Origin of the sequence: Catellatospora sp. NPDC049111 (assembly GCF_040648615.1) — a bacterium.
Taxonomy (GTDB): domain Bacteria; phylum Actinomycetota; class Actinomycetes; order Mycobacteriales; family Micromonosporaceae; genus Catellatospora; species Catellatospora aurea.
On record NZ_JBEZEB010000027.1, the window covers coordinates 33485 to 60181 of the forward strand.

The window sequence follows — 26697 nt, forward strand, 5'->3', positions numbered from 1 at the left end:
ACGGCGCGGCGCCCCCGTCCGGACCGGACGGGGGCGCCGCATCAGGCGTGATCAGGGACGGATGAACGCGATCATCGGCGTGGTGGTCGCGACCTGCAGCATCAGCGCCGCGGCGACCACGGCGAACGGCCACACCCGGGGCGAGCGGGCGCACACCCAGGCCACCGGGATCATCAGGAACACCGCCAGGAAGATCCAGAGCCGGGTGGTCTCGCCGCGGTTGATGCCGACCAGGTCGAGGAAGGCCAGCACGGCCAGCCCGGACAGGGTCAGCGCGGCGATCGGGCGGGCCACGCCGCGGCGCACCGCGTCCCAGGCGGCGTACCCGGTCAGCACGGCCGCCGCGATCCCGGCGCAGAGCGCGAAGTCGCCGAGGTTGCGCACCACCCAGACGTCGTACGGCCGATGCGCGCGCTCGTTGAAGTCGGTGGCGTCGGCCAGCACCTCGGCCAGGTTGACGAACAGGTCGTAGCCGAACAGCAGTTTCGTGCCGAGGTACGCCCCGGCGAAGGCGGCCAGCGTCAGCGATACCAGCTTGAGCAGGGCCACCCAGTCCAGCCGCCGCCGGTGGAGCGCCAGGGCGGCCAGCGCGGCGAAGGTCAGCCCCATCACCAGCGGCAGCGGTTCGAAGAAGAACACCAGGTAGAGCGAGCTGCCCAGCGCCACCGCCCAGGCCCAGTGCGTGTGGCGCAGGTAGCGCGTGAACAGCCACAGCGACAACAGGATCGGCACCGGGGAGACGGCGTTGAGGATGGGCAGGAAGTACAGCCGGCCCGGCACCAGCAGGCACAGGATCAGCGCGAACAGCGCGACGCGGCGGTCGTCGAGCACTTCGCGCACCAGCAGGTACACCAGCAGCGCGGCCAGGCTGGACACCGCGGTGATGGCGATGCCGAGCGCGGCCGGGTTGGTGGTGAGCGTGCCGAGCAGATGGTAGAGCAGCGTCTTGCCGGGCATGTTCGAGCGGGCGTGCTGCGGCAGCGCGTGCACGATCTCCTCGAAGCGCGTCAGGTACTCGTACGCGGTGAAGCGCAGCGACGGCGTGTAGAACGAGTTCGCCCGGTCGCTGGCGACGACCGCGCCCAGCGACACCTCGTCGGCGGCGCGCACGACCAGTTGCAGCGGCACGGCGGCGGCCAGCCACATGCCCACGACCAGCCGCTCCCGGCGCTGTCCGAGCCGGTGGGTCAGCCACAGCAGCGCCAGCACCGCGGCCAGGCCGCCCGCGAACGGCAGCAGCATCTCCCAGGAGAACCAGCCGACGTACCGGTAACGCCAGGCTCCCGCCCGCGAGCCCGCGGGCAGCATTCGCATCGCGGCCAGCACCGCGGCGGCGACGGTCAGCCCCGCCCCGGCGAGCACGGCGATCGCGACCGGGCGCGGCGTCCGGCCCGCGACGGGAACCGGCCCGGGTGCCGGCGCGGCCGGGCGGGTCCGTTCGGCGGTGAGCAGCGAGCCGTCGTGCACGATCGATCCCTTCGGCGGCGGTCAGGTGTCCCGGCCCGGAGCACGCGGGGGTCGGCGGTCCGGGTCAATCATCAAGAACGGTCCTTCCGCGAGCGGGATACGGCGGCGTACGCCCCACGGTCAGTGCGTGCGGCCCGGCGGTCCCGCCGTCCGGTGCGCGGATCGATCGCGGGTTAGGGTGTTCGGCGGAGATGGTCGGCGACCCCGGAGGCATGGATGAGCGCGGTACGCGAGGCATACCTGCGGGCTGCCGCGTCGGCCGCCGCCCTGGTCGGCGACCCCGCCGTCGCGGCGGCCTGGGCGAAGCCGAGCGCGCTGGCGGCCTTCACCGTCGCGGGGCTGGCCGGACACCTCGCCTCGCAGGTGGTGAACGTGCCGCGGGTGCTGGCCGCGCCCGCCCCGGACGGGCCGCCGGTCGCCCTCGCCGACCACTACAGCCGGGTGACCTGGATCGACGCCCCCATCGACGCCGAGACCAACGTGCGGGTCCGCAAGGGCGGCGAGGCGCTCGCCGAGGCCGGTCCGCGCGAGCTGGCGGAGCAGACTGATCGCGCCGTGTCCGAGCTGCGTACGCTGCTCGCCGAGGAGCACGTCGACCGCCTGGTCAGCCCGCCTGCCGGGCCGTGGGCGATGCGGCTGGACGACTTCCTGGTCACCCGGCTGATGGAGATCACCGTGCACTCCGACGACCTGGCGTACAGCGTCGTTGTGCCCACCCCCGACCAGCCGCGCGAGGTGCTCGACCCGGTGCTCGCGCTGCTGAGCGAGCTCGCCGTGCGCCGCCACGGGCAGGCCGCGGTGATCCGCGCGCTGAGCCGCGCCGAGCGCGCCCCGGCGAGCATCACCGCATTCTGACCGCGCGACCGGGAGAGCGTCCGATGCGACTGGAGATCGACACCGACAGTGCCGTGCCGCCGTACGAGCAGGTGCGGGCGGGCATCGCCACGCAGATCGCCGAGGGGACACTGGCCCCGGGTGCGCACCTGCCGACGATCCGGCAGCTCGCCGCGGACATCGGCCTGGCCGTGAACACGGTGGCCCGCGCCTACCGGGAGCTGGAGGCCGCGGGCCTGGTGGTGAGCCGGGTCCGGCACGGCACCACGGTCGCCGAGCGCCGCCCCGACCTGCCGCCCGCCGAGGCGATGGCCCGGCTCGACGAGGCGGCCCGTGCCTACCGCGCCGCGGCCCGGGCGCTAGGGGTCAGCCTGGACGGCGCGATCCAGGCACTGCGCCGGGTCGAGGCGGAACAGCCGGGGCCCGAGCGCACCCGCGCCTGAGCCCGTCTGAGCCCGTCCGCCGCTCAGGCCGCTGCCGGACGGGTCCGGCGGCCGGGCACACTGTGCCGCATGGAACTTGAGTCCTTCGAGCTGGTCATGCTGCGCCGTCCGGCGAACCCGCCCGAGTACGACGACGCGGAGTCCGCGCGCATCCAGGCGGAGCACCTGGCGTACCTGTCCGGGCTGCGCGCGTCGGGCCACGTGGTCACCAACGGCCCGGTGATCGAGCCCGCCGACGAGTCGCTGCGCGGCCTGGTCTTCTTCCGCACCGGCTCCCTGGACGAGGCCCGCCGCCTGGCCGAGCAGGACCCCGCGGTCCGCGCCGGCCGCCTCGTGGCCGACGTGATGACCTGGTGGTGCCCGCCCGGCACGATGGCCGCCCCCGGCAAGACGATCACCCTGCCGTCCTGACTCGTGCAGTTTCCGGGAAACTGCGCGAATCCCGCCGCCCGAACCTGCACTTCCCCGAAACCGCAGCCGGCCCTCCCGGGGCCCGGTGCGGTTGACGGGGGGCGAGTGGGGCATTCCGGTCATATGCTGGCGGTGTGGGGGACGGGGGAACCGACGGCCGCTACCTGGCGATCGCCGATCACGGGTTGATCGGCGACATGCGCAGCGTGGCGCTGGTCGGCATGAACGGGACCATCGACTGGTACTGCTGCCCGCGGTTCGACTCGCCCAGCGTCTTCGGCGCGCTGCTGGACGCCGACCGCGGCGGGCGGTTCGAGCTGGCCGCCGCCGTCCCGGCGCAGACCAAGCAGTTCTACTTCCCGGACACCAACGTCCTGATCACCCGCTTCTACGCCTACGACGGGGTGGGGGAGATCCAGGACTTCATGCCGATCGTCGGCGACCCCACCGAGGCGGACCGGCACCGGCTGATCCGGCGCGTCATCTGCGTACGCGGCAAACTGCCCTTCACGGCGCTGGTCGCGCCCCGTTTCGACTACGGCCGCCGGGTGCACACGCTGCGGCGCGAGGGCGACCGGGTGCTGTTCAGCTGCGACGTGCTGTCGCTGGCCCTGACCAGCAGCGTCGACGTCGCCATCGAGGACGGCGACGCGCGGGCGGAGTTCACCCTCGGCGAGGGCGAGACCGCCGTGTTCGCGCTGGACCGGGTCTCCGACCGGGTGCGGCCCCGGTCGTGCCCGCTGGCGGAGGCGGAGGAGCAGTTCACCGAGACCGTGCGCTACTGGCGGCGGTGGCTGTCGACCTCGCACTACCGGGGCCGGTGGCGGGAGATGGTGAACCGCTCGGTGCTCACCCTGAAGCTGCTGACCTACGCGCCGACGGGGGCGATCGTCGCGGCCGCCACGACGAGCCTGCCGGAGCAGATCGGCGGGGAGCGCAACTGGGACTACCGCTACGTGTGGATCCGCGACGCCGCGTTCTGCCTGTACGGGATGCTGCGGCTCGGCTTCACCGAGGAGGCCGCGGCGTTCATGGACTTCCTGGACCGCCACGTGGCGCTGCGCGGCGACGGACCCGACGGCCCGCTGCAGATCATGTACGGCATCGACGGCCGCACCGAGCTGCCCGAGGAGGAGCTGCCGCACCTGGAGGGATACCGCTGCTCAGGTCCGGTGCGCATCGGCAACAACGCGGTCGGCCAGCTGCAGCTGGACATCTACGGTGCCCTGATCGACTCGATCTACCTGTACGACAAGTGGGCGCACCCGATCTCCAGTGACCGCTGGGAGGAGGTGACCGGGCTGGTCGACTGGGTGTGCGGCAACTGGGACCGGCCCGACGAGGGCATCTGGGAGACCCGCGGCGGCCGCCGGAACTTCCTCTACTCGCGGCTGATGTGCTGGGTGGCCATCGAGCGGGCGATCCGCATGGCCACGCGCCGCGGCCTGCCGGCGGACCTGCCCCACTGGCGGCAGACCCGCGACGACATCTACCACCAGATCATGCGCAAGGGCTTCTCGTCGGACCGGCAGGCGTTCGTGCAGCACGAGGACGCCGAGGTGCTGGACGCGGCGCTGCTGATGATGCCGATGGCGAAGTTCGTCTCGCCGACCGACCCCAAGTGGCTGTCCACCCTGGACGCCCTCGCCGAGGACCTGGTGTCGGACTCCCTGGTCTACCGCTACGACCCCGCGGTCAGCCCCGACGGCCTGCGCGGCGTGGAAGGCACCTTCTCCATGTGCTCCTTCTGGTACGTGGAGGCCCTGTCCCGCGCCGGCCGCCTCGACGAGGCCCGCCTGGCCTTCGAGAAGATGCTCACCTACGCCAACCACGTCGGCCTGTTCGCCGAGCAGATCGGCAAAACGGGAGAGCAACTGGGCAACTTCCCCCAGGCCTTCACCCACCTCTCCCTCATCTCCGCCGCCTACAACCTCGACCGCGCCCTTGGCTGACCGCCCGCCATGTGGGCGGGGACGGTGCGGCGGCAGGCGCGGACCGGGCCGGGTTGTTAGGCTGGGGTCTGGGCCGTGACTGGCGCGCTGGGATGGGTCACCATCGGGGAGCGGCTCCGTCATCGTGACGCTGTGCCGTGCGCCTGGGCCTCTTCCGTAACGTCCAGGAGGTCCGCATGTCTGACGCGTCCCTGTCCAGCGAGTCTCTGGCCTACCGCCACGCGCTGGATGCCATCCGTGCCGTCGAGCCGGCCGTCGCCGCGGCGATCGGCGCGGAGCTGCACGACCAGCGCGAGTCGCTCAAGTTGATCGCCAGTGAGAACTACGCCTCGCCCGCGACGCTGCTGGCCATGGGCAACTGGTTCAGCGACAAGTACGCCGAGGGCACCGTCGGCCGCCGTTTCTACGCCGGCTGCAAGAACGTCGACACGGTCGAGGCGCTGGCCGCCGAGCATGCCCGGGAGCTGTTCGGGGCGCAGCACGCGTACGTGCAGCCGCACTCGGGCATCGACGCCAACCTGGTCGCCTTCTGGGCCGTGCTCGCCCAGCGGGTGGAGAGCCCGGCGCTGGCCAAGGCGCAGGCCCGCCACGTCAACGACCTCAACGAGGCCGACTGGGCGGCGCTGCGCCGCGAGCTGGGCGACCAGCGCATGCTGGGCATGGCCCTGGACGCGGGCGGCCACCTCACGCACGGCTTCCGCCCGAACATCTCCGGCAAGATGTTCGAGCAGCGCAGTTACGGCACCGACCCGGCGACGGGCCTGGTCGACTACGACGCGCTGGCCAAGTCGGCGCGCGAGTTCCGGCCGCTGATCATCGTCGCGGGCTACTCGGCGTACCCGCGACTGGTGAACTTCCGGATCATGCGGGAGATCGCCGACGAGGTCGGCGCGACCCTGATGGTCGACATGGCGCACTTCGCGGGCCTGGTCGCGGGCAAGGTGCTGACCGGCGACTTCGACCCGATCCCGCACGCGCAGATCGTCACCACCACCACGCACAAGTCGCTGCGCGGCCCGCGCGGCGGCATGGTGCTGTGCCAGTCCGAGCTGGCCGAGCAGGTCGACCGCGGCTGCCCGATGGTGCTCGGCGGCCCGCTGCCGCACGTCATGGCGGCCAAGGCGGTCGCGCTGGCCGAGGCCCGCCGCCCGGAGTTCCGCGACTACGCCCAGCGCATCGTCGACAACGCCAACGCGCTGGCCGAGGGTCTGCTGCGGCGCGGCGCGAAGCTGGTCACCGGCGGCACCGACAACCACCTGGTGCTGCTGGACGTGTCGTCGTACGGCATCACCGGCCGCCAGGCCGAGTCGGCGCTGCTCGACTCGAACATCGTCACCAACCGCAACGCGGTGCCGCAGGACCCGAACGGCGCCTGGTACACCTCCGGCATCCGGCTGGGCACCCCCGCGCTGACCACGCGCGGCCTGGGCACGGCCGAGATGGACCAGATCGCCGAGCTGATCCACACCGTGCTGGCGGGCACCACCCAGGGCACCACGAACGGCAAGCCGTCCAAGGCGGCGTACGTGCTGGCCGACGGCGTCGCCGACCGGGTCGCCGGGCAGACCACCGACCTGCTCAAGGGCTTCCCGCTCTACCCGACAATCGACCTGGGCTGATCATCGCGAAAGGCGCGGGGGCGACCCCGCGCCTTTTCCAGGCCCGCCGGGGCGGTTCCTGACGGTCGGGCGGCGCTGGCGCGAGACGTCTACATTGACCCGATGGAGTCAATGATCCTTCTCTTCGTCGTGCTGGCGTGCATCGTCCTGGTCGTGGTCGGCATCGCCGCCGCGGTCATCGCGGCGACGCGCGGCGCGAACCGGGGGCAGGCGACCAAGCGCCGTCCCGGTGGGTACCACGGCCCCGTGCACAGCTCGTCCGGCGACCCGGTGTGGACGGACGAGCACACCTGGCAGCACAACGTCGGCAGCGGCAGCTCGTCGAGCGACTCCGGCAGCGGCTGGTCGGGTGGCGGCTCGGACTCCGGTGGTGGCGGCGGCTGGTCCGGCGGCGGCTCCGATTCGAGCGGCAGCTCGTTCGGCGGTGGCGGCGGCGGCAGCGATTCGTCCAGCAGCAGCAGTTCCTGAGCCGGTACGCGGAAAGGCCCCGTCCCCGCCTCGCGGCGGGAACGGGGCCTTCGTCCTTCGGGAGCGTCAGCGCTTGGCGGGCGCCCCGCCGACCTTGTCGACCGCGATCAGCGAGAACTTGTCGTTGACGTCCGCGCCGACGAAGGTGACGTCACCTGCCTTGTAGTAGCGGCAGATGCCCACGTCGAGCACGACCGGCTTGGTGCCGTGCTCGCAGGCGACCGCCCGGTGCCCCGGGGCGACCTGCAGCGAGCTGATGTTGTCGTTGCCGGCCCCGTCGAGGTCGTCGCGCGACGCCTCGAAGATGCCCAGGCCCAGCGCGGACTTGCCGCCCTTGAAGGCCTGGTCGGCGTACGCGGTGGCGTTCGCGCCCTTGACCGGCTCACCCGAGACGAGCAGCAGCGAGATGTTCTCGTCCAGGTCGGTGCCGGTCAGCGTGTGCTCGCCCGGCGGGAACGACCGGCAGCGGCCCAGGGTGGCCACGCCGGTCCCGGTGCTGCCGTCACCGGCGCAGGCCACGGCCCGGTAGCCGGGCTCCAGGCGCAGCGAGGTGATCGCGTTGTCGCCGACCTCGGCCAGCTCGCCCCGGGTGCCCTCGTACACCCCCGTCTCGAAGCTCTGGCTCTTGCCCTTGGCCTTGGCCTCGGAGAACACGGTCAGCGGCGGCCCGACGACGCCGATCAGCGAGATCTTGTCGTTGAGCGCGCCGACGCTGGCGTGCTCGCCGCTGCCCAGGATGCGGCAGACGCCGAGAGCGCCGCCGGCGGCGGACCGGTCCTTGTCGCAGGCGATCAGCCGGTATCCGGCGCCGACCTTCAGCGAGCTGATCGACGTGTTCTCACCGCCGGTGAGTTCGCCCGCGACCGACTCGTGCATGCCCGCGCCGAGCGGCTGGGCCGTGCCCTTGAGGCCGGTCTCGCCGTAGCCGAGCACGCCCTTGCCCTCGACCGGCCCGCCGAAGACCGCCAGCGACGAGAGCTTGTCGTTGAAGTCGCCGAGCGAGCCGTGCTCGCCAGGCCCGAAGTAGCGGCAGCTGCCCAGATCGGGCGCGGTTGCGGGGCTGTCGCAGGCGACGACCCGGTAGCCGCCGGCCACCCGCAGGGAGCTGGCGGTGTTGTCCTTGACCTTGCCGAACGCGGTGGCGTCGAAGATCCCGGTGCCCAGGCCCTTCGAGTCGCCCTTGAAGCCGCTGTCGGAGTACAGCGTCACCGGCGAGCCGGTGTCCTTGCGCACGTAGCGCACGCGCAGGATCTTCGCGCCGGAGTCGGTGGCGTCGCCGATCTTCGTGTACAGCGTGGTGAAGTAGAGGCCGTCCGGCCCCGGGGCCATGCCGCCGACGCTGGTCTTGCCGCTGCCGGTGTACTCGATCAGGGTCTTCGGGTCGTCGACGGAACCGTCCTCGTTGAACGAGAACTCGACGATCTTCTTGCCGCGCCGCTGCGGGCCGCTGGCGTACGTCGGGCCGCTCAGCGACACGAACGCGTTGTTGTACTTCTCCTGCGGGAACCCAGCCGCGTGGTAGATGCTCGGCTCGGTGAACGTGATGCCGACCGGACCCTGGGTCTCCTTCCAGTTGTAGAGGGCGTTCTTGGTCAGGCCGCTCGCGCCGCCGGTCCAGTGGTAGCGCCCGCCCTTGGTGATCCGGGCGAACCGGTCGTTGACCGAGGGCCCGTTCTCCACGGAGTAGTGCTGGCCGTCGGCCTGCCGCCACGCGCCGCCGAACGGGTTGCGCAGCCCGTACGCCCAGATGTAGTCCTTGGCCTGGAACTTGCCCGTGCCCTTGTAGAACGGGTTGTCGCTGGGCGCGGTGCCGTCCAGGTTCATCCGCAGCACCTTGCCGCGGAACGAGTCCATGTCCTCGGCGGTGTCGGCGATGAAGCCGTCGCCCATGTGCACGTAGAGCTTGCCGTCCGGGCCGATGGTCAGGTTCGAGATCTGGTGCGAGGTCGACTGGGGCTCGTCCGGAGCCTTGAAGATCGTGGTCTTGGTGGCGGCGGTCAGGCCGCCGTCCTCGCTGTGGAAGCGAACGATCTTGGGCAGCAGGTCGCCGTCGTCCTTGTACAGCATCGACACGAACAGGTCGCCGGTCTTCGGCTCGATCACGATGCCGGTCACGCCCATCTCACCGGTGCCCGGGAACTGGGCGCTCGGGTCGAAGTCGAGCAGGTCGTCGGCGTACGTGTGCTTCTTGAAGTCGCCGGTGACGACGCGCACGCGACCGTACAGCTCGGTGACGTAGAACAGCGGCTTGCTCAGATCGCCCGAGTGGTTCGGGACCATGGCGATGTTCACCGGCAGCGCCAGGTCGCCGGTGACCTCCTCGACCACGAAACCGGGCTGGTGGATCTTCCAGTCGCCCGCGCCGGGCAGCGGCTTGCGCTCGACGTCGGTCTTGAACGGCCGGGTGGAGTACGGGCTCCACGCGCCGCTCGCGTCGCGGTGCCGCACCCGAAGCGTGTAGTTCTTGTCCGGGATCAGGTCCTTGCGACCGGTGAACGAGTTCTCGAACACCCCGTCGCCCAGGTGCACGTGCACCCGGCCGGTGCCGCTGGCGCAGGAGTCGAACCAGACCCGCTCGCCGGAGCCGGCGTTGCCGGCCCAGATCTCCCAGTCGGTGCACAGGTGGGCGTCGCCGGCGTCGTTGTTCTGCATCGCCCGCGTCTCCATGTGCACGTCGGCGGCGCTGAGCAGTCGGTTGTCCTTCTCCGGTTCGGTGATGAGCGGTGCCGCGGGACCCGCGGCGCGGGCGGCGACCGGGGCCGGGGCGGCCGCGGTGCCGAACATCAGGACGGCCGACAGCAGCGAAGTGCCGAGCGCGCCTGCTCTCCATCCGTTATTCATGCTGGATATGCCTCCTGAAATGTCAACAAATGCGACAAACCAGGTCAGGCTACCTATAGTGCAGAGTGGTATAAAGCGCACGCGCCGTGCGGGACGTCGATGGACATGCGATGGGACCAGCAGGGGTGCGTCCTGCTGGTCCCACTCAGATAGCGCCGGGCGTCGCCCGGGTGTCACGCGCCCGCCGTCAGCCGGCCTTCGTCTTCTTCGCCGAGGGTGCGGGATGAGCCTTGCTCGGCTTCGGCGAGGGCCCGTTGCCGGGATTGGCGCTGGGGCGGCCCGCGTTCGCCGCGGTCAGCGCGGTGCAGTAGTCCGCCAGATCCTGCCCGGCCGCGGCGGCGACCAGCGGGGCATACGCGGGACTGTCCGTCGCCTTCGGCTTGTCCTTGTCGGCCGTGGCCAGGAACGAGCGGCACAGTCCGTGCACGTTCGCCGGGGCCGACACCGAGGCTGAGGGCAGTGCCGACGGCGAGCCGCTCGGCGTCGGCGAGGCGCCCTGGCCCGGGGTGCCGCCCGGCCAGGAGCCCGATGGCGACGCCGGTGACTGCGGGCCGATCGGGAACGGGTTGGGCAGCACACCCGAGTGGGCCGCGAACGCGACCCCGCCGACCGTCAGCGCGGCGACGATCGCCCCGACCTTGAGCGCGACGGCCCGCCGCAGCGTGCGGCCCTTGCGCGCCACCGGCTGCGGATACGCGGCGCGGAACGCGGCCATGACGGCGGATGCCCCGGCGAGTTCCTCGGGACGGCCGGGCGCGGCGGCACGGGCCAGCAGATCACCGACCGGTCCCTGGTCGGCGACCTGATTGCGGGCACCGTCGAGCAGCCGCTCGCTCGCGCCGGGGTCGAGGCCGCCGGCCGTGGAAAACTCGCTCATGTCACCTCGTTGAGCGTCGGATCCGGGCCGGGCGTCACTGTTCCGCGGCTGTGACGCTCGACACCCAGCACCTCGGCGAGCCGGCGCAGACCGCGGTGCGCGGCCATGCGCACCGCGCCCGCCCGCTTGCCGAGCACGTCGGCGGCGGACTGGGCGTCCAGGCCCATCACCGCCCGCAGCAGCACCGCCTCGGCCTGGTCGGCGGGCAGCGAGGCGATGAGCGACAGCGCGCCGTCGGTCGTCATCAGCTGCTCGGCCGACGCCGCGGTGTCGTCGGCGGCGGGCAGGTCCGCCATCGCCTCGACCGGGAACGGCACCGACGGGCGGCGCTGATGGTGGCGCAGGTGGTCCATGGCCCGGTGCCGGCCCACGGTCGCCGCCCAGCGCCGGAAACCGGCCTCGTCGCCACGGAACGTATGCAGGTCACGCACGATCTGCAGCCAGGTCTCGGAGGCGACGTCCTCGGCGTCCGAGCCGACGAGCATCCGCAGGTAGCGCAGCAGTCCCGGCTGAACCGCCAGGTAGAGCGCGTTGAACGCCGCCTCGTCGCCGTGCCGGGCCGCGTCCACGGCCGCCGTCAGATCGGCGGCATGGGGTCGCAGCTCGGTCACCGGCAGCTCCCCTCCCCACGCGTCCCTGAGCGCTTGATTGTGCACACATCTCCTCCGCCTGTGCGAACCGGCTGCCCCCCGTCCGGAGATACGCGTCACTCGGTGTGACGTTCGGTGGGTGTGCGGCGCTCTACCCGGTGGCGCATGTCGTGCGCGGTGGCAGGCCTCCTCGGGAGGCGACGGGCTAGGTCAGGGCTGTAGGGGATGAGCAGAAGAAAAGGCGCGAACCGGCCGGTTTTCGTGGACCGTACGGGTCGCCGACGGCGCTTGTTCACCGTGCTGGCCGCCGGCGGCGGCGTGGCGCTCACCCTGATGCTGGCCATCGTGGTGGCGGGCTTCTTCGGGGTGGACGGGGCGGGGCTGCCCGGCCTGCCCCAGTTGCTGCCCGACCGGCCCGCGGCCGAGGAGTCGGCCGAACCGGCTCCGGCCGCCTCCACGCCGGAGCCGCTACCGCAGCCCCCCGCGGCATCGTCCCCGTCGCCGACGAAGACCACCGGCAAGCCGAGCACCGCGCCCACCGCCGCGCCGTCCACCCGCGGCAACCGGCCCACCGACCGGCCGCACCCGACCGCGTCGAAGAAGAAGTAGCGATGTCGCGACACGCGAGACGCGGCGTGCCCCGGCGCCGCGAGCCGAAAGCGCACTGGCTGCTGCTGGCGCTGTCCCTGGCGCTCGCCCTGGCCGGGCTGTGCCTCAACGGATACGTCGAGCACGTCGGTGCCGAGGGCAGCGGCCCGCACCAGGTCGCCGACGAGCGCCCCGCCCCCGACGAGGTGGTCGCCGGCGGCCCGGTGCAGCGCCTGGCCGCCGACGGCACGGTGACCACCCGCGCGATGCCGGCCAAGACGATCGCGCTGACCTTCGACGACGGCCCCGACCCGCGCTGGACCCCGGCGATCCTCGACGTGCTGCGCCGCCACGACGCGGCCGGCACCTTCTTCGCCGTCGGCGCGCAGGTCAACCGGCACCCCGACATCGCGCGGCAGATCGTGGACAGCGGCAGCGAGGTCGCCGCGCACACCTTCACCCACATCGATCTGACCGCCGCACCGGCCTGGCAGCGCACCGCCGAGACCACGCTGACCGGCAACGCCATCGCGGCCGCGACCGGCCTGCGCCCGACGCTGATGCGCCCGCCCTACTCGGCGACCCCGGACGCGGTGACCGTGCCCGCGTACGAGGCGATGCGGCAGGCCGCCGACGAGGGATACCTCACCGTGCTGGCCGACCTCGACACGTTGGACTGGAGCCGGCCCGGCGTCGACGCGATCGTCGCCGCGGCCACGCCCGCGGGCGGTGCGGGGGCGATCGTGATGATGCACGACGCCGGCGGCGACCGCTCGCAGACCGTCGCCGCCCTGGAGATCCTCATCCCGAGGCTGCAGGAGCAGGGCTACCGCTTCACCACCGTGTCACAGGCCATGGAGCTGCCGGCCGCCCCCGTCGCGGCCGGCGGGCAGCGGGTGCGCGGGCACGCCCTGCGCTTCGCGCAGTTCGGCGCGGGCTGGCTGGCCGGCGCGATGACCTGGCTCATGCTCGCCGCGGTGGTGCTCGCCGTGCTGCGGCTGATCGTGCAGGTGTGGTGCGCCCGCGTGCACGTGCGCCGGGTGCGCAAGCAGGCCCGCAAGCGCAAGCGGTACGTCGGCGCGGTGTCGGTGATCGTGCCCGCCTACAACGAGTCGGCCAACATCGAGGCGACCGTGCGCTCCCTGATCGGCGGTGACTATCCGAACGTCGAGGTCATCGTCGTCGACGACGGCTCCAGCGACGGCACCGGCGAGCTGGTGCGCCGGCTGCGGCTGCCCAATGTGTACGTCGTGGAGCAGGAGAACGCGGGCAAGCCGACCGCGCTGAACACCGGCGTCATGTTCGCCCGCGGCGACATCCTGGTGATGGTCGACGGCGACACGGTCTTCGAACCCGACGCGATCGGCGAGCTGGTGCAGCCGCTGGCCGATCCGTTCGTCGGCGCGGTCTCCGGCAACACGAAGGTGGCCAACCGCGGCGGGCTGCTGGGCCGCTGGCAGCACCTGGAGTACGTGATCGGCTTCAACCTCGACCGCCGCATGTTCGACGTCCTGCAGTGCATGCCGACCGTGCCCGGGGCGATCGGCGCGTTCCGCCGCGAGGCGGTCGTCGACGTCGGCGGCGTGTCCACGCAGACGCTGGCCGAGGACACCGACTTCACCATGGCGATCATCCGGGCCGGCTGGCGTGTGGTGTACGCGCCCGACGCGATCGCCTGGACCGAGGCCCCCGCCTCGCTGCGCCAGCTGTGGCGGCAGCGCTACCGCTGGTGCTACGGCACCATGCAGGCCATGTGGAAGCACCGCCGGGCGCTGACCGAGCGCGGGGCGTCGGGCCGGCTGGGCCGCCGCGGCCTGTCCTACCTGACGCTGTTCCAGGTGCTGCTGCCGCTGTCCGCGCCGATGGTCGACGTCTACGGCGTGTACGGCGCGATCTTCCTGCCACCGGCGCAGGTGGCGACGGTGTGGCTGGGCTTCACGCTGGTCCAGGTGCTGACCGCGGCTTACGCGCTCAAACTCGACGGGGAACGCTACGGCCCGCTGTGGAGCCTGCCCCTGCAGCAGATCGTGTACCGGCAGCTGATGTACCTCGTGGTCATCCAGTCCACGGTCATGGCGCTGGTCGGCGACCGGCTGCGCTGGCACCGCATGACCCGCACCGGCGCCGCCACCGCCCACGCCCGCACCAACGCCTGACCCGCCCCGGCTGCGGTCCGGCCCCGGCCACCGTGGGCAGGGGCCGGACCGCAAGCCGTCGGTCAGGCGGGCGAGGGGCGGGTCGGGCGGCCGGGGTTGGGCACGAACCGAACGCTCAGTTCGGTGTCGAGCGCCCGCGCGATCCGCTCCAGGACGTTCAGCGTGGGCACGGTTCCGCCCGCCTCGAACCTGGCCACGGCGGACTGTGTCATGCCGGCGGCCTTGGCCAGTTCGGACTGGCTCCAGCCGCGCTGCTCGCGGCGTTCGCGGACCGCCTTGCCCAGTTCGTAGGCCAGCTTCGTCGCCGCGTACTCGTCGGCCGCGCCCGGTTCGGCCATACGCCGGTCACGCAGGGACCGCCAGTCGCTGCTCTCGGTCATCTCGTCACCTCCTCGTCCTCGACGGTGTGGGCTTCGGTGACACAGGCGGCCAGCGCGCGACGCGCCCGTGAGATCTCGCGGTTCTCCCGCCATCGGGTCTTGCGGAACACCGTCAACAGGATGATGCGGCGGCCCGCGGCGATCCAGTAGGTCACACGGACCTGCTGGCCGTCCAGGTGGAACCGCAGTTCCCGCAGCTTGCCGTCCAGTTGTCTCGTGTAGGGCTCGTCGAGCAGGGGTCCCTGATCTCCGAGCAGATCGATGTAGAACGCTGCTCTCGCGAACAGTGCCGTTGGCAGATCTTCGAGCCAGCCGGACTTCCGGTTCCAGCTCCACCGTACCCCAGGTCATAGCATCGATGCTATGTCCATCGCGGATTGATCGCCATTTGTGCGAGCAAGGGAGTGACGCATCGGCATTCCTTGACGCCTTAACGGTGAACCTTGTTTCCGGTTTCTGTTCGGGCACCAACGACGGAGGTCCTCATGAGACGCCTAGCGCTGCTCCTCGCCGTGCTGATCGGGCTGGCGGGCCCGCTGCCGGCGGCGGCCGCGCCCCCACCCGCGCAGTTGGCCGCGGCGGCCACCCCGATCCAGATCTACGGGGCCTGGCACTGCAGCAACGACGCCTGCCTGTGGGCGACGCCGCGGTCCGTGGCCGAGTTCGACAGCCAGAACCATTGGCTGGTCGACCGGGGCGACGGCCGGCCGTCGGTCAACCTGGTCGTGCTCAGCTTCGTGAACCCGCTGAAGCTGCTGAACCAGACCACCGACGCGGCCACGCTCAACGGTGTGCCGCGCGGCATGACACAGGAGATCGTCAACCACTTCACCTCGCGCGGCATCCGGGTGATGTTCTCCATCGGGGGCATCACGTACACCGACGACTGGGACGCCGCGCTCGCCGCGAACGGCGCCCTGCTCGGCCAGCGCGCCGCCGCGGTGGCGACACAGTTCGGGGTCGGCATCGAGATCGACTACGAGCAGAACAGCAGCCCGAACGTCGCCGCGCTGCAGAACTTCATCACGGCGTACCGGGCGGTCCACCCGTACGACGCGAGCGGCGCGAATCCGCGGGCGCGGCTGACCATCGACGTGGCCGCGGGCGACCGCTGGCTGATCGCGCTGAACCAGAAGGCGACGGCCGACTGGCTGCGCACCGACAACCCGGTGCTGGACTGGGCCAACGCGATGGTGCCGGCCCGCCAGCCGTCGGCCTCGACGGCGCAGGCCAACTGGCAGGAGCACATCGACGGCAAGCCGCAGTACAACCCGCCGGTGCCGCCGCTGGCCCCGGCGAAGTTCACCGGCGGTCTCTACATCGCCGAGGGCAGCAAGGTCCGCCCGGAGTGCACCAACTACGCGAACTCGGTGCAGAAGGCCACGGCTCCCTACGTGCAGTCGGTCGCGCCCAACGGCGCGGGCACCACGGCAGGCATGCTGGGCTTCATGTTCTGGGCCGCGGAGAAGCCGTCGACCCGGGGGATCGGCACCGCCCCGCCGAACACCTGCGAGGGCGGCATGGGTGTCGGCGCGACCAGCCTGAACATCCCCGTGCCGATGCTGGCGCTGCGGCAGAGCTGACAGACACCGGGTCCCGGCACCCACCTGTCGCCGGGACCCGGAGATCAGCGGCGGGGCCCGGCGCGCGCCGGGCCCCGCCTGTCGTCACGCGCGGTACGCGTTCCAGGCGTCGAGCATGCGGGTCGCCTGGCCCGCGGTGAACTCGTACATGCAGGAGTCGTCGGTGTAGTCCATGAAGTTGTGGATCGGGTCCAGGCCCGGCTTGCTCTTGCAGGTGTCCAGGTTGGTCGGGCACCCGAAGGCGGCGGTCTTCTCCGCCGGGGTGTCGGCGACCTGGTCGCCCTGGCCGTTACAGCCGCCCTGGAAGGTGTGGTAGAGGTTCAGCCAGTGGCCGATCTCGTGGGTGGCCGTGTCGCCCAGGTTGTACGGGCTGGCGTTGCCGCCGGGCAGCGACTCGGCGAGGATCACCGCGCCGTCGTACGAGGTGATGTTCGACTGGGGGAAGGTGGCCCAGCCGAGCAGGTCCTGGCTGAGCAGGCCGGTGTAGATGTTCAGGGTGCCGTCGCCACCGACGCGCAGCGCCGCCTTCATGGCCTTCTCCGCGTTGGAGTTGTAGACGATCGGGTACCAGGCCGCGTTGGTGACCCGGTTGATCGACTGCAGCTGGAACGCGAAGGCGGTCGCCGCGCCTCCGGTGCCACCGGAGTACGCCTGGTTGAGCACGTTGATCTGGTTGTTGATCATCGAGTCCGGGATGTTGCCGTTGGCCCGGGTGCCGTCCTCGGAGATCACGTGTACGACCACCGGGATGGTGACGGTCGCCGCCGCCGCGGCGGCCGTGCCCGCGCGGGCCTTGCCCTTGGCCGTGAGGGCGGCTTCGAGCGCCTTCTCGTTGGCGATCACCTGCTCGGCGGTGAGTTCGTTGGGGTCTTGCTTGGCGGAACCGCCCGGCTTGGCCTTGGCCGCCGCGGCCGGCTCCACGCACACCGGCGCGGGAGCCGCGGCCACACCGACCGCCGCCCCTCCGGTGAGCGTGGACGCCGCGACGAGCGCGGTCAGTCCGAGTGTGCTGAGGGAGCGCCTCAGGTCCATCGATTCACCTCTCCTGCCCCTGGCGCGGTGGGTTGTCCGCGCCGTTCCCATGCATGTGGGAGGGACGCTAGAGATGATCGATGGAGATCGAAATCATGTGTACGGATGGTGGCCCTGTCACGGGTCGTGTCACGGAGACGCCATGACACTCCGATGGGGACTGACGACCCAGCGTCACGTGCCGCGCGTGTTAGGCGGGCACGAGCATCGCGAAGATGCGGAACGCGGCCATCTGCTGCGGCAGATCGTCGCGCTGCTCGGGGACCGTCGCCATGCCGGCCGGGCAGGGCTCGTTGTCGAGCAGCACCTCGTTGGTGATCAACCGGCCGTTCTGATAGCACAGGAACACCCGAAGCCCGTGTGCCTGCCGGCTGAGCGGCACGGCGTGCAGTGCGGTCAGCACGGCACCGAAGGCGTCACCGGCCGGCGGGATGTCCTGCGCGAAGAAGCTGACCTGCGGGCCGACGCAGACGTCGAACGGGCCGGAAGGGTGTTCGTACCGCTCCCACTCGACCTGGTCGGTATGGGCGGCGCGGTCCACCAGGGCGGCGAGCAGGACGTGCAGGCTGCACTCGGCGAACATCGCCGTGCCGCGATCGATGGACGCCTGCCAGGTGTCCCCGTGCGCGGCGACGCTCTCCACCAGCCGGTCGACGGCGAGCGCGGGGTGCTGCACCGCGAAATCGAGCTGGCCCAGCACCCGGGGTGCGGGGTGGGTGATCAGGCTCGCGCCGAAGCGCAGCTCGCCCGCGTACCAGCCGTGTTCGTCCTGGCCGGTGGCCAGGCCGTGGCCGGCGAGCAGCTCGGCGAATCGCTCGACCGGCGAGGGCACGCCGCCGTCGCCCGGTTCTGCGGGCGGGAGCGGGGCCGCCAGGTGCGTCGCGCTGAAGACGAGGTCTTCGAGCTTCGAATCGTGCATCTGGTTCACGGCGTTGACCTCGGCGCTGCGCAGGCCGATCTGTTCCAGTTCCAGGCGGGTCGGACGCTGGGCGCGGGCGTGGGCCGCCCGGTAGACGGGGTCGCCGTCGAGCGGCCGGCGCGCGTCGCCTTCGACGATGTCCGGGTCGAAGGTGCAGCCCCGCAGCAGGAACCGCCCGTACACGATCGGCAGGTACGTCACCAGGCGCTCGGCCAGCCAGTCGGCCACACCCTGTTCGCGCAGCACGGCGACGATCTGGTCCTCGTCATGGTCGGGGTGGTTGAGGAAGGCGGCGATCCCGGCGGCCACGGCGGCGTCGAACATCACGCGAGGATACAAGCCCGTTTCGGGTACGCGGCCATCCGCGTCGATCATGAACTTATGGCACGGCTCGACGGTGTGTCCCTGCCCCAAGTTCATGATCGACCGTGGCGCATGCGCTGGACGACATGGCGCGGTGACGGGTCACATCTCTTTTGATGTGGTCACCTCAAAAAAGATGTAGCTGCGCACGTGAGCGGTGTCAGCCCGCCCGTGGCGGCGAGTTCACATGCCAACCGGGCCGGCTGGAGTCTTCGGGCCGGAGAATTACCGGCCGCATGGGCAAACCTGGCCCACGCGGCGACGGGGCCGGGGTAGAACTGCACTGTGGCCGACAAGCTCGCGCCGTACCGGGGGAAGCGGTCCGCGGCGCGTACGCCCGAGCCGGTGCCCGCGGCCGGGCCGCTGCCGCGCGGGCACGACGACACCTTCGTCATCCAGGAGCACCACGCCCGCGCGCTGCACTGGGACTTCCGCCTGGAGCACGGCGGCGTGCTCGTCTCCTGGGCCGTCCCCAAGGGCCTGCCCCTGGATCCGAAGGACAACCGCCTGGCCGTCCACACCGAAGATCATCCACTCGAGTACGCGGACTTCGCCGGGCACATCCCCGAGGGCGAGTACGGCGGCGGCGAGGTCGCCATCTGGGACCGGGGCACCTACGACCTGGAGAAGTGGAGTGATCGCGAGGTCAAGGTGGTGCTGCACGGGCACCGCGTGCAGGGGCGCTACGTGCTCATCCGTACCAGGGGCACCCAGTGGTTGATGCACCGCATGGACCCGCCGCCGGCCGACCGGACCGCGCCGCCCGACCTGGTCCGGCCCATGACGGCGACGCTGGGGGAGCTGCCGTCGACGGCGCAGGACGGCCGTTACGGCTACGAGCTGAAGTGGGACGGGGTGCGGGCGGTCGTCTACGTGGAGGGCGGCCGGGTGCGCGCCATGAGCCGCAACGACCTCGACGTCACGGCGGCGTACCCGGAGCTGCGGGCGTTCGGGGAGGCGCTCGGGTCGACGACCGCGGTGTTCGACGGGGAACTGGTGGCTTTCGACAGCTCCGGCCGCATCTCGTTCGGCGCGCTGCAGCCCCGGATGCACGTGCAGGACGCGGCGCGGGTGCGGCGGCTGGCGGCGCGGACGCCGGTCACGTACGTCCTGTTCGACCTGCTGCACCTGGACGGGCGGGACACCACGAAGCTGCCCTACCGGCAGCGGCGCGAGCTGCTGGAGGGCCTGGGCCTGTCGGGGGCGCACTGGGACACGCCGCCGTACACCGAGGGCGGCGGGCCGCGGCTGCTGGAGACCTCGCGCGAGCAGGGTCTGGAGGGCGTCGTCGCGAAACTGCTGGACTCCGCGTACGAGCCGGGGCGGCGGTCACGGGCGTGGATCAAGGTGAAGAACCTGCGTACGCAGGAGGTGGTCGTCGCGGGGTGGCGGCCGGGGCAGGGCAACCGCGCGGACACGATCGGGGCGCTGCTGCTCGGGATTCCGGGGCCGGACGGGTTGCGCTACGTCGGCTCGGTCGGCACCGGTTTCACCCGGCAGATGCTCGACGATCTGCGGCAGCGGCTGTCCAAGCTGGAGCGCAGGACGTCGCCGTTCGCAGCCGGGCCGCCGATCCGTGAGGCGCGCGACGCGCATTGGGCGACGCCGAAGCTGGTCGGCGAGGTCCGCTTCACCGAGTGGACCCGCGACGGCCGGCTGCGCCACCCGGCCTGGCGCGGCCTGCGCCCGGACAAGTCCGCGTCCGATGTGGCGGCCGAGTCCTGACCGGTGGCGGCGTTATCGCCGCAGGTCAGCGACCTGCGACGTTAAGAAGGTGCCCTTCCTCTACGCATAGCGATAAGAAGGTGCCCTTCCTTAGCGGCCGAGGAGGGGGATGTCGAGGAGGCCGGCGTGGTAGTCGCGGACGGCTTGGGCGAGTTCGTCGATGCTGAGTTGGCCGTCGTGGTTCTCGTCGATCTGGTCGAAGGCTTCCTCGGCGTGGGGCTTGGTGACGCCGATGGCCTCGATCCAGCGGCGGAACTCGGCCGGGTTGACCTGGCCGTCGCCGTCGGTGTCGCACAGGTCGAGGGTGGCGCTGATGGTGGGGCGCAGCACGGTGCTGAAACCGGTGTTGCCCATCAGGATGATCTCGGTCTGCGCGATGCGGTCGAACTGCTTGGCCGACAGCGTGTCCTCGGGGGCCAGGCTCGCCTTGGCGGCCAGGTACTCCCACATCGCCAGGTACGAGTCGAGCACGGCCCGGCCGCGCGGGGACTGCTCGTCCTCGCCGAACGCCGCCACGATGCGGCGGCCCTCGGCCTCGAAGTCCGACCGGTCGACGTGGCCGTTGCCGTCGGTGTCCCACAGCCGGAACCGCCGCGCGAGCCGTTCGCTCCGAACGTCCAACATGTGTCGCACCCCCTGCTCTGCCGGCGCGAGCGCCGATCCGGAACCGAAGGCCGTATGGGAACCGGGTGAGCCACGCGGAACCCGAGGCCTGACAGGACACTACCAAGCGCGAGGAACCGGCGGCGCAGCGTTGCGATTTCGTGACAGAGTGTGTTCGGAGCTGGTCGCGGCGGGTTTGCCGAACGCCGTCCCGGGGAATGGAGTCGGCCATGGCCCGGCCTCGCATCGTCATCGTCGGAGCGGGATTTGCGGGCTTCCACGCTGCCCGCAGTCTGTCGCGCAGCTCCCGCGGCCACGCCGACATCACCCTGATCAACCCGGCGGACTACCTGCTCTACGTGCCGCTGCTGCCCGAGGTGATGGCCGGCCTGCTGGAGCCGAGGCGGATCACGGTCTCGCTCGCCGCGACGCTGCGCCACGTGCGGCAGGTGCCCGGCATGGTCACCACCGTCGACCTGGCGAACCGCCGGCTCGCCTACACAGGTCCCGAGGGCGCGCGCAACGCGCTCGACTACGACCGGCTGCTGCTCACCCCGGGCAGCGTCAACCGCCTGCTGCCCATCCCGGGCGTCGGCATGTACGCCCACGGGCTGCGCGGCATGGCCGAGGCGATGTTCCTGCGCGACCACATCACGCTGCAGGTGGAACTCGCCGCGCAGGCCACCGACCCCGAGGAGCGCCGCGCCCGCTGCACCTTCGTCGTGGTCGGCGCGGGCTACACCGGCACCGAGGTCGCCGCGCACGGGCAGCTGTTCACCGACGCGCTGGCCAGGTCGCTGCCCCGGCTGCGGGAACGGCCTCGCTGGCTGCTGCTGGACACCGCCGAGCGGGTGCTGCCCGAGCTGGATCCGCGGCTGTCGCGCACTGCGGCGCGGGTGCTGGCCCGGCGCGGCGTCGACGTGCGCACACGCACCTCGGTGCGCCAGGCCGAGGCCGAGGGTGTGCAGCTCACCGACGACTCGTACGTGCCGACGCGCTCGCTGATCTGGTGCGTCGGCGTACGCCCCGACCCGCTCGTCGACGGCCTCGGGCTGCCGGCGGTGGACGGCCGCCTGATCGTCGACGAGTACCTCGCCGTGCCGGGCCACCCCGAGGTGTTCTCCTGCGGCGACGCCGCCGCCGTGCCCGACCTGACCCGCCCCGGCCGCCACACCCCGATGACCGCCCAGCACGCCGTACGGCAGGGCCGGGTCGCCGCGCACAACATCGCCGCCTCCTGCGGGGTCGGCACCCGCAAGCCGTACCGCCACCACGACCTGGGTTTCCTGGTGGACCTCGGCGGCTGGGACGCGGCCGCGAACCCGTTCGGCGTGCCGCTGTCCGGCCTGCCCGCGATGGCCGTCACCCGCGGCTACCACCTGCTCTCGCTGCCCGGCAACCGCGCCCGGGTGGTCGCCGACTGGCTGCTCGACGCGATCCTGCCCACCCCGTCCGTCCGCCTCGGCCTGGTCCCGCCCCAGACCGCCGAACTGGACATGGCCTGCGAACCGGTCCCCGACCCCGGCCGCCACGCCGCCCAGCCGTCCCCCCAGATCCCCGCCGGCTTCATCCCCGCACACGACGACCGGCACCCACCCCGCCTGTCATAGACGTTGGCCTATCTCATCGAATCCCGTTGCCGGATTTTCGATGAGATAGGCCAACGTTTATGAGATCCGCGCGCGTCAGGCGGTGGCGGGCACCGCGGAGTGGCGCCGGGCTGCTCGGCGAGGCTCACGGAGCATCGTGTACGCGACCAGGAAGGCGGCGGTCATCAGCCCCGCGCCGACGGTGTACGCGAGCCGGTAGCCGCCCGTCAGTGCCTCGGCCTGGCTCGCGCCCCCGGCCAGCGCGTGCCCGGTGTGGCCCGCGGCCAGCGTGGACAGCACCGCCACGCCGACCGCCATGCCGATCTGCTGGGTCGTGTTGAACAGCCCGGAGGCGAGCCCCGCGTCGTCCGGACCCGCCCCGGACATGCCGAGCGTGGTCAGCGCGGGCAGCGCGAGCCCGAACCCGGCGGCCAGCAGCATCGCCGGGAGCAGGTCGGTGACGTACGACGCGTGCACGGGGATGCGGGCCAGCAGCCCGAGCAGCACGATCAGCAGTGCGAGGCCGGTCAGCAGTACGCGGCGCTCGCCGAAGCGGGTGTTGAGCCGGGCCGAGACGCCCAAGGAGACCGCGCCGATGACCAGCGCGGCGGGCAGCATCGCCAGCCCGGTCTCGCCCGCACCGTAGCCGAGCACCTTCTGCAGGTACAGCGCGGTGATGATCTGGAAGGAGAACAGCGCGGCGACCATCAGCATCTGCACCAGGTTCGCCCCGGCGACGCTGCGCGAGCGCAGGACCCGCGGCGGCATCAGCGGCCGCCGCGCGGTGGCCTGCCGGACCGCGAACCCGGCCAGCAGCAGCACCGCGACCGCGCCGGTGGTCAGGGTCGGCGCCGCCATCCAGCCGTGCTCCTCGACCTTGACCACGGTGTAGATGCCGACCATCAGGCCCGAGGTGACCAGCAGCGCTCCGATCACGTCGGCTCCGGCGGCCAGGCCGAGTCCGCGGTCGGCGGGCAGCACCGCGACGGCGACCGCGAGGGCGGCCACGCCGATGGGCAGGTTGATGAAGAAGATCCAGTGCCAGTCGAGGGCGTCGGTGAGCACGCCGCCGAGCACCTGGCCGAGCGAGGCCCCGGCCGCGCCGGTGAAGCTGAACACCGCGATCGCCTTGGCTCGCTCCGCCGGGGCGGGGAACAGGTTGACCAGGATGCCCAGGCCGACGGCCGCGGCCATGGCGCTGCCGCCGCCCTGCAGGAAGCGAGCGGTGATGAGCAGGGCCGGGGTGTCGGCGATGCCCGCGAGCAGCGATGCCGCCGTGAACACGGCGGTGCCGGCCAGGAAGAGGCGTCGGCGGCCGATGAGGTCGCCGAGCCGCCCGGCCAGCAGCAGCAGGCTGCCGAAGGCGATCAGGTACGCGTTGACGACCCAGCTCAGGCCGGCGGGAGTGAACCCCAGGTCCTGCTGGATGGCGGGCATCGCGACGGTGACGATGCTGCCGTCGAGGACGGTCATCAGCAGCCCGGTCGCGATCACCCCCAGGGCGATCCAGCGCGAGCGGGACGGGGCGGACATGGACGTGGACATGCGGTCCTCCTGTGGACGGTGCCGTTAGGAGAGACCGTAGCGGATAGTTTTGTTGCAGACAATCTTTTACGGAACTGGACCGGCTACTGGCGGGCCCGCCGCACCGGTGCGGAGGACTCGGCGGGGGCGGACAGATGCCCCGTGACCAGGCTTTCCAGGGCGCGCAGCAGGGTCTCGCGCTGGGTCGCGGGCAGCGCGGAGAGGGCCTGCTCGTGTACCCGGTCCACGATCTCCTGGCTGCGGGCGGCCACCTTCGCGCCCTCCGGGGTCACCGCGATGATCCGGGCCCGGCGGTCGGTGCTCGACGGGCGGCGCTCGGCCAGGCCCGCCTTCTCCAGCGCGTCGACGGTGACCACCATCGTGGTCTTGTCCATGTCCCCGATCGCGGCGAGCTGGATCTGGGTGCGCTCCTCCTCCAGGGCGTGCACCAGCACGCAGTGCATCCGCGCGGTCAGCCCGATCTCGGCCAGCTCGGCGGCCATCCGGGTGCGCAGCACGTGGCTCGTGTGGTCGAGCAGGAAGGACAGGTCGGGGCTGGTGCGGGTGGGCGCCATCGCGGTCATGCCGCCAGTGTACGCCGAATAGATCCGTAGCAGATTATCTGCGCCGGTCAGCCTGCGGCTTGCGCGCCGGCTGGGGCAGGCCGAGCTGCTCGCGGATGGCCCGCTGCACCGCGCTCTTGGCCGCCGTGGCGTCCACGCTGATCACCAGCTCCTTGCCGCGGAACAGCTCCAGTGCCGGATCGGTCTTGGCGTGGTAGTCGGCCAGCCGGGCGGCCAGCGCCTCCTCGGTGTCGTCGGCGCGGGTGACCAGCTCGCCGCCGCACGCGTCGCAGCGGCCCTCGCGGGCCGGGCGGTGCTCGATGAGGTTGTAGTCCATGCCGCAGTTCGAGCACAGCCGCCGGGCCAGCACGCGGCGGCGCACCTCGCTGTCGGGCAGATCCAGGTGGATCACCGCGTCGACGTCGTAGCTCTCCAGGAAGAACTGGGCCTGGCGGCGGTTGCGGGGGAAGCCGTCGAGAATGAAGCCGTAGTTCCAGTCGTGCAGCGCCAGCCGGTCGCGGACCACGGTCTCGGTGGTGCTGTCGTCGACCAGCTCACCGGCGTTCATCGCCCGGCGGACCTGCGCGCCGAGCTTGGTGTGGTACTGCACGTGCCAGCGGTAGACGTCGCCGACGCTGATGTGCACGAGGTCGAAGTCGGCGGCCAGCTGCTTGGCCTGGGTGCCCTTGCCGCTGCCTTGAACGCCCATGATCACGTACTTGCGCACACCTGAAGTCAATCACGGGCGGGTATCGGAGTTGAGTGATTTATGACGCCCGGCACACCGGGCGGCGGTACGTTGCGAGCGTGGGGCCATCCGTTGAGGACCATGCCGGTGCGGTACGCGCGCTGAAGGCGCAGTACCAGGCCCTGCCCCGCACGGAACCGGTGCGGCTGGCCAAGCGCACGTCCAACCTGTTCCGTTTCGGCCGCCCCGCGGCCGGGCCGGGGCTGGACGTCAGCGCGTTCGACTCGGTGATCTACGTGGACGAGACCGAGCGCACCGCCCAGGTGCAGGGCATGGTCACCTACGAGCGGCTGGTCGACGCCACGCTGCGCTTCGGGCTGATGCCGCTGGTCGTGCCGCAGCTCAAGACCATCACCATTGGCGGGGCGGTGGCGGGGCTGGGCATCGAGTCGTCGTCGTTCCGCAACGGCCTGCCGCACGAGTCGGTGCTGGAGATGGAGATCCTCACCGGCGACGGGCGGGTGGTCACCGCCCGGCCCGACAACGAGCACGCCGAGCTGTTCCGAGCCTTCCCCAACTCGTACGGCACGCTCGGTTACACGCTGCGGCTGACCATCGAACTGGAACCGGTGCAGCCGTACGTGCGGCTGCGGCACCGGCGCTTCGACAACGCCGCGGCCTGCTTCGCCGCCCTCGACGAGCTGTGCACGTCCGGCCGCGACGGCGACGCGCGGGTCGACTTCCTCGACGGCACCGTCTTCCACGGCCGCCAGATGTACCTGACCATCGGCACCTTCACCGACACCGCTCCGTGGACCAGCGACTACACCGGCCAGGAGATCTACTACCGGTCGCCGTCCCGGCGACCCATCGACTACCTGAGCGTCCGCGACTACCTGTGGCGCTGGGACACCGACTGGTTCTGGTGCTCGCGGGCGTTCGGCGCGCAGCATCCGCTGGTACGCCGCGTGTGGCCGCGCCGCTACCGGCGCTCCGATGTCTACCACCGCATGGTCGCGTTCGACCGCCGCCACGGGCTCAGCGCGCGGCTGGACAAGGTGCGCGGCCGCCCGCCGCAGGAGGCGGTGGTGCAGGACGTCGAGGTGCCGGTGCGCCAGGGCCCGGAGTTCCTGGACTTCTTCCTCGACGAGGTCGGCATCACCCCGGTGTGGCTGTGCCCGCTGCGGTTGCGCGATCCCGTGCCGTGGCCGCTGTACCCGCTCAAGCCCGATGACCTGTACGTCAACTTCGGCTTCTGGTCCAGCGTTGCGCGGCGGCCGGGCCAGGCCGCGGACTTCCACAACCGGCTCATCGAGGCGCGCGTCGACGCGCTCGGCGGGCACAAGTCCCTCTACTCCACGGTGCACTACCCCCGCGAGGAGTTCTGGGAGCTCTACAACGGCCCCGCGTACGCGGCGGTGAAGGGCGAGTACGACCCCGACGGTCGGCTGCCAGACCTGTACGACAAGTGCGTTCGGTGAG

General features: G+C 71.7%; 24 protein-coding genes and 1 riboswitch. Of the genes, 12 read left to right on the forward strand and 12 right to left on the reverse strand.

Annotated elements, in window-relative coordinates:
* Window positions 1-51: 51 nt before the first annotated feature.
* Entirely contained in the window at window positions 52-1467 is a 1416-nt protein-coding gene (locus tag AB0B66_RS29020) for a hypothetical protein (protein ID WP_360535903.1), read from the reverse strand.
* A gap of 216 nt (window positions 1468-1683) precedes the next feature.
* Between AB0B66_RS29020 and AB0B66_RS29025 the strand changes: the two genes are divergently transcribed.
* The 6 genes from AB0B66_RS29025 (at window position 1684) to AB0B66_RS29050 (ending at window position 7194) form a co-directional block, all read left to right on the forward strand.
* Window positions 1684-2322, forward strand: coding sequence for a maleylpyruvate isomerase N-terminal domain-containing protein (locus AB0B66_RS29025; RefSeq protein WP_360535905.1), 639 nt, complete (start codon window positions 1684-1686; stop codon window positions 2320-2322).
* 23 nt (window positions 2323-2345) lie between these two features.
* Window positions 2346-2744, forward strand: a complete 399-nt coding sequence (locus AB0B66_RS29030) for a GntR family transcriptional regulator (RefSeq protein WP_360535907.1) — start codon at window positions 2346-2348, stop codon at window positions 2742-2744.
* A 69-nt stretch (window positions 2745-2813) separates the two neighbouring features.
* Window positions 2814-3155 carry a YciI family protein gene (locus AB0B66_RS29035; RefSeq protein WP_360535909.1) on the forward strand — a complete coding sequence of 114 codons (342 nt, stop codon included), beginning with the start codon at window positions 2814-2816 and terminating at the stop codon, window positions 3153-3155.
* A gap of 134 nt (window positions 3156-3289) precedes the next feature.
* Entirely contained in the window at window positions 3290-5107 is a 1818-nt protein-coding gene (locus AB0B66_RS29040) for a glycoside hydrolase family 15 protein (protein ID WP_360535911.1), read from the forward strand.
* A gap of 65 nt (window positions 5108-5172) precedes the next feature.
* Window positions 5173-5263, forward strand: a riboswitch (ZMP/ZTP riboswitch).
* A gap of 20 nt (window positions 5264-5283) precedes the next feature.
* Window positions 5284-6726 carry a glycine hydroxymethyltransferase gene (locus AB0B66_RS29045; RefSeq protein ID WP_360535913.1) on the forward strand — a complete coding sequence of 481 codons (1443 nt, stop codon included), beginning with the start codon at window positions 5284-5286 and terminating at the stop codon, window positions 6724-6726.
* Between the two features lie 102 nt (window positions 6727-6828).
* A complete protein-coding gene (locus AB0B66_RS29050; RefSeq protein WP_360535915.1) occupies window positions 6829-7194 on the forward strand; it encodes a hypothetical protein in 366 nt (121 codons plus the stop codon).
* Window positions 7195-7260: 66 nt separating this feature from the next.
* Here AB0B66_RS29050 and AB0B66_RS29055 read toward each other — a convergent pair whose 3' ends face one another.
* The 3 genes from AB0B66_RS29055 to AB0B66_RS29065 all read right to left on the reverse strand — a co-directional run bounded on the left by AB0B66_RS29055 (window position 7261) and on the right by AB0B66_RS29065 (window position 11523).
* Entirely contained in the window at window positions 7261-10035 is a 2775-nt protein-coding gene (locus AB0B66_RS29055) for a PQQ-dependent sugar dehydrogenase (protein ID WP_360535917.1), read from the reverse strand.
* A 187-nt stretch (window positions 10036-10222) separates the two neighbouring features.
* Window positions 10223-10912 carry a hypothetical protein gene (locus AB0B66_RS29060; RefSeq protein ID WP_360535919.1) on the reverse strand — a complete coding sequence of 230 codons (690 nt, stop codon included), beginning with the start codon at window positions 10910-10912 and terminating at the stop codon, window positions 10223-10225.
* Entirely contained in the window at window positions 10909-11523 is a 615-nt protein-coding gene (locus AB0B66_RS29065) for a sigma-70 family RNA polymerase sigma factor (RefSeq protein WP_360535921.1), read from the reverse strand. The genes AB0B66_RS29060 and AB0B66_RS29065 overlap by 4 nt, the downstream gene beginning before the upstream one ends.
* A gap of 204 nt (window positions 11524-11727) precedes the next feature.
* Between AB0B66_RS29065 and AB0B66_RS29070 the strand changes: the two genes are divergently transcribed.
* Together AB0B66_RS29070 and AB0B66_RS29075 are read left to right on the forward strand one after the other, a co-directional pair.
* A complete protein-coding gene (locus tag AB0B66_RS29070; protein WP_360535923.1) occupies window positions 11728-12111 on the forward strand; it encodes a hypothetical protein in 384 nt (127 codons plus the stop codon).
* Window positions 12112-12113: 2 nt separating this feature from the next.
* On the forward strand, window positions 12114-14246 hold the full coding sequence (locus AB0B66_RS29075; RefSeq protein ID WP_360535925.1) for a bifunctional polysaccharide deacetylase/glycosyltransferase family 2 protein: 2133 nt from the start codon (window positions 12114-12116) through the stop codon (window positions 14244-14246).
* A 62-nt stretch (window positions 14247-14308) separates the two neighbouring features.
* On the opposite strand, the gene AB0B66_RS29080 is transcribed toward AB0B66_RS29075, so the two are convergent.
* Together AB0B66_RS29080 and AB0B66_RS29085 are read right to left on the reverse strand one after the other, a co-directional pair.
* A complete protein-coding gene (locus tag AB0B66_RS29080; RefSeq protein ID WP_360535927.1) occupies window positions 14309-14626 on the reverse strand; it encodes a helix-turn-helix transcriptional regulator in 318 nt (105 codons plus the stop codon).
* Window positions 14623-14925, reverse strand: coding sequence for a type II toxin-antitoxin system RelE/ParE family toxin (locus AB0B66_RS29085; RefSeq protein WP_360536026.1), 303 nt, complete (start codon window positions 14923-14925; stop codon window positions 14623-14625). The genes AB0B66_RS29080 and AB0B66_RS29085 overlap by 4 nt, the downstream gene beginning before the upstream one ends.
* A 186-nt stretch (window positions 14926-15111) precedes the next feature.
* On the opposite strand from AB0B66_RS29085, the gene AB0B66_RS29090 reads away from it, so the two are divergent.
* The gene (locus AB0B66_RS29090) at window positions 15112-16209 is read left to right on the forward strand and encodes a hypothetical protein (RefSeq protein WP_360535929.1); all 1098 of its coding nucleotides are present in this window, start codon (window positions 15112-15114) and stop codon (window positions 16207-16209) included.
* Window positions 16210-16293: 84 nt separating this feature from the next.
* Here the strand turns inward: AB0B66_RS29090 and AB0B66_RS29095 are convergent, their stop codons facing one another.
* Both AB0B66_RS29095 and AB0B66_RS29100 read right to left on the reverse strand, forming a co-directional pair.
* Entirely contained in the window at window positions 16294-17241 is a 948-nt protein-coding gene (locus tag AB0B66_RS29095) for a zinc metalloprotease (protein ID WP_360535931.1), read from the reverse strand.
* A 190-nt stretch (window positions 17242-17431) separates the two neighbouring features.
* Entirely contained in the window at window positions 17432-18484 is a 1053-nt protein-coding gene (locus AB0B66_RS29100; protein WP_360535933.1) for a DUF6348 family protein, read from the reverse strand.
* 324 nt (window positions 18485-18808) lie between these two features.
* Here AB0B66_RS29100 and ligD point away from each other — a divergent pair, with 324 nt between their 5' ends.
* Window positions 18809-20248 (forward strand): non-homologous end-joining DNA ligase, encoded by a 1440-nt coding sequence (ligD, locus tag AB0B66_RS29105; protein WP_360535935.1) that lies wholly within the window; start codon window positions 18809-18811, stop codon window positions 20246-20248.
* A 90-nt stretch (window positions 20249-20338) separates the two neighbouring features.
* On the opposite strand, the gene AB0B66_RS29110 is transcribed toward ligD, so the two are convergent.
* Window positions 20339-20872, reverse strand: coding sequence for an EF-hand domain-containing protein (locus tag AB0B66_RS29110; protein ID WP_191841069.1), 534 nt, complete (start codon window positions 20870-20872; stop codon window positions 20339-20341).
* Between the two features lie 209 nt (window positions 20873-21081).
* Between AB0B66_RS29110 and AB0B66_RS29115 the strand changes: the two genes are divergently transcribed.
* The gene (locus AB0B66_RS29115) at window positions 21082-22461 is read left to right on the forward strand and encodes an NAD(P)/FAD-dependent oxidoreductase (protein WP_360535938.1); all 1380 of its coding nucleotides are present in this window, start codon (window positions 21082-21084) and stop codon (window positions 22459-22461) included.
* Between the two features lie 75 nt (window positions 22462-22536).
* Here the strand turns inward: AB0B66_RS29115 and AB0B66_RS29120 are convergent, their stop codons facing one another.
* The 3 genes from AB0B66_RS29120 to AB0B66_RS29130 form a co-directional block, all read right to left on the reverse strand.
* Window positions 22537-23985, reverse strand: coding sequence for an MFS transporter (locus tag AB0B66_RS29120; protein WP_360535940.1), 1449 nt, complete (start codon window positions 23983-23985; stop codon window positions 22537-22539).
* 83 nt (window positions 23986-24068) lie between these two features.
* Window positions 24069-24548: a MarR family winged helix-turn-helix transcriptional regulator gene (locus AB0B66_RS29125; RefSeq protein WP_360535942.1), complete on the reverse strand. Its 480-nt coding sequence runs from the start codon at window positions 24546-24548 to the stop codon at window positions 24069-24071.
* Between the two features lie 34 nt (window positions 24549-24582).
* Complete coding sequence (locus AB0B66_RS29130) at window positions 24583-25254, reverse strand: nucleoside monophosphate kinase (RefSeq protein ID WP_360535944.1); 672 nt, start codon at window positions 25252-25254, stop codon at window positions 24583-24585.
* Window positions 25255-25334: 80 nt separating this feature from the next.
* On the opposite strand from AB0B66_RS29130, the gene AB0B66_RS29135 reads away from it, so the two are divergent.
* Entirely contained in the window at window positions 25335-26696 is a 1362-nt protein-coding gene (locus AB0B66_RS29135; protein WP_360535946.1) for an FAD-binding oxidoreductase, read from the forward strand.
* Window position 26697 lies beyond the last annotated feature (1 nt).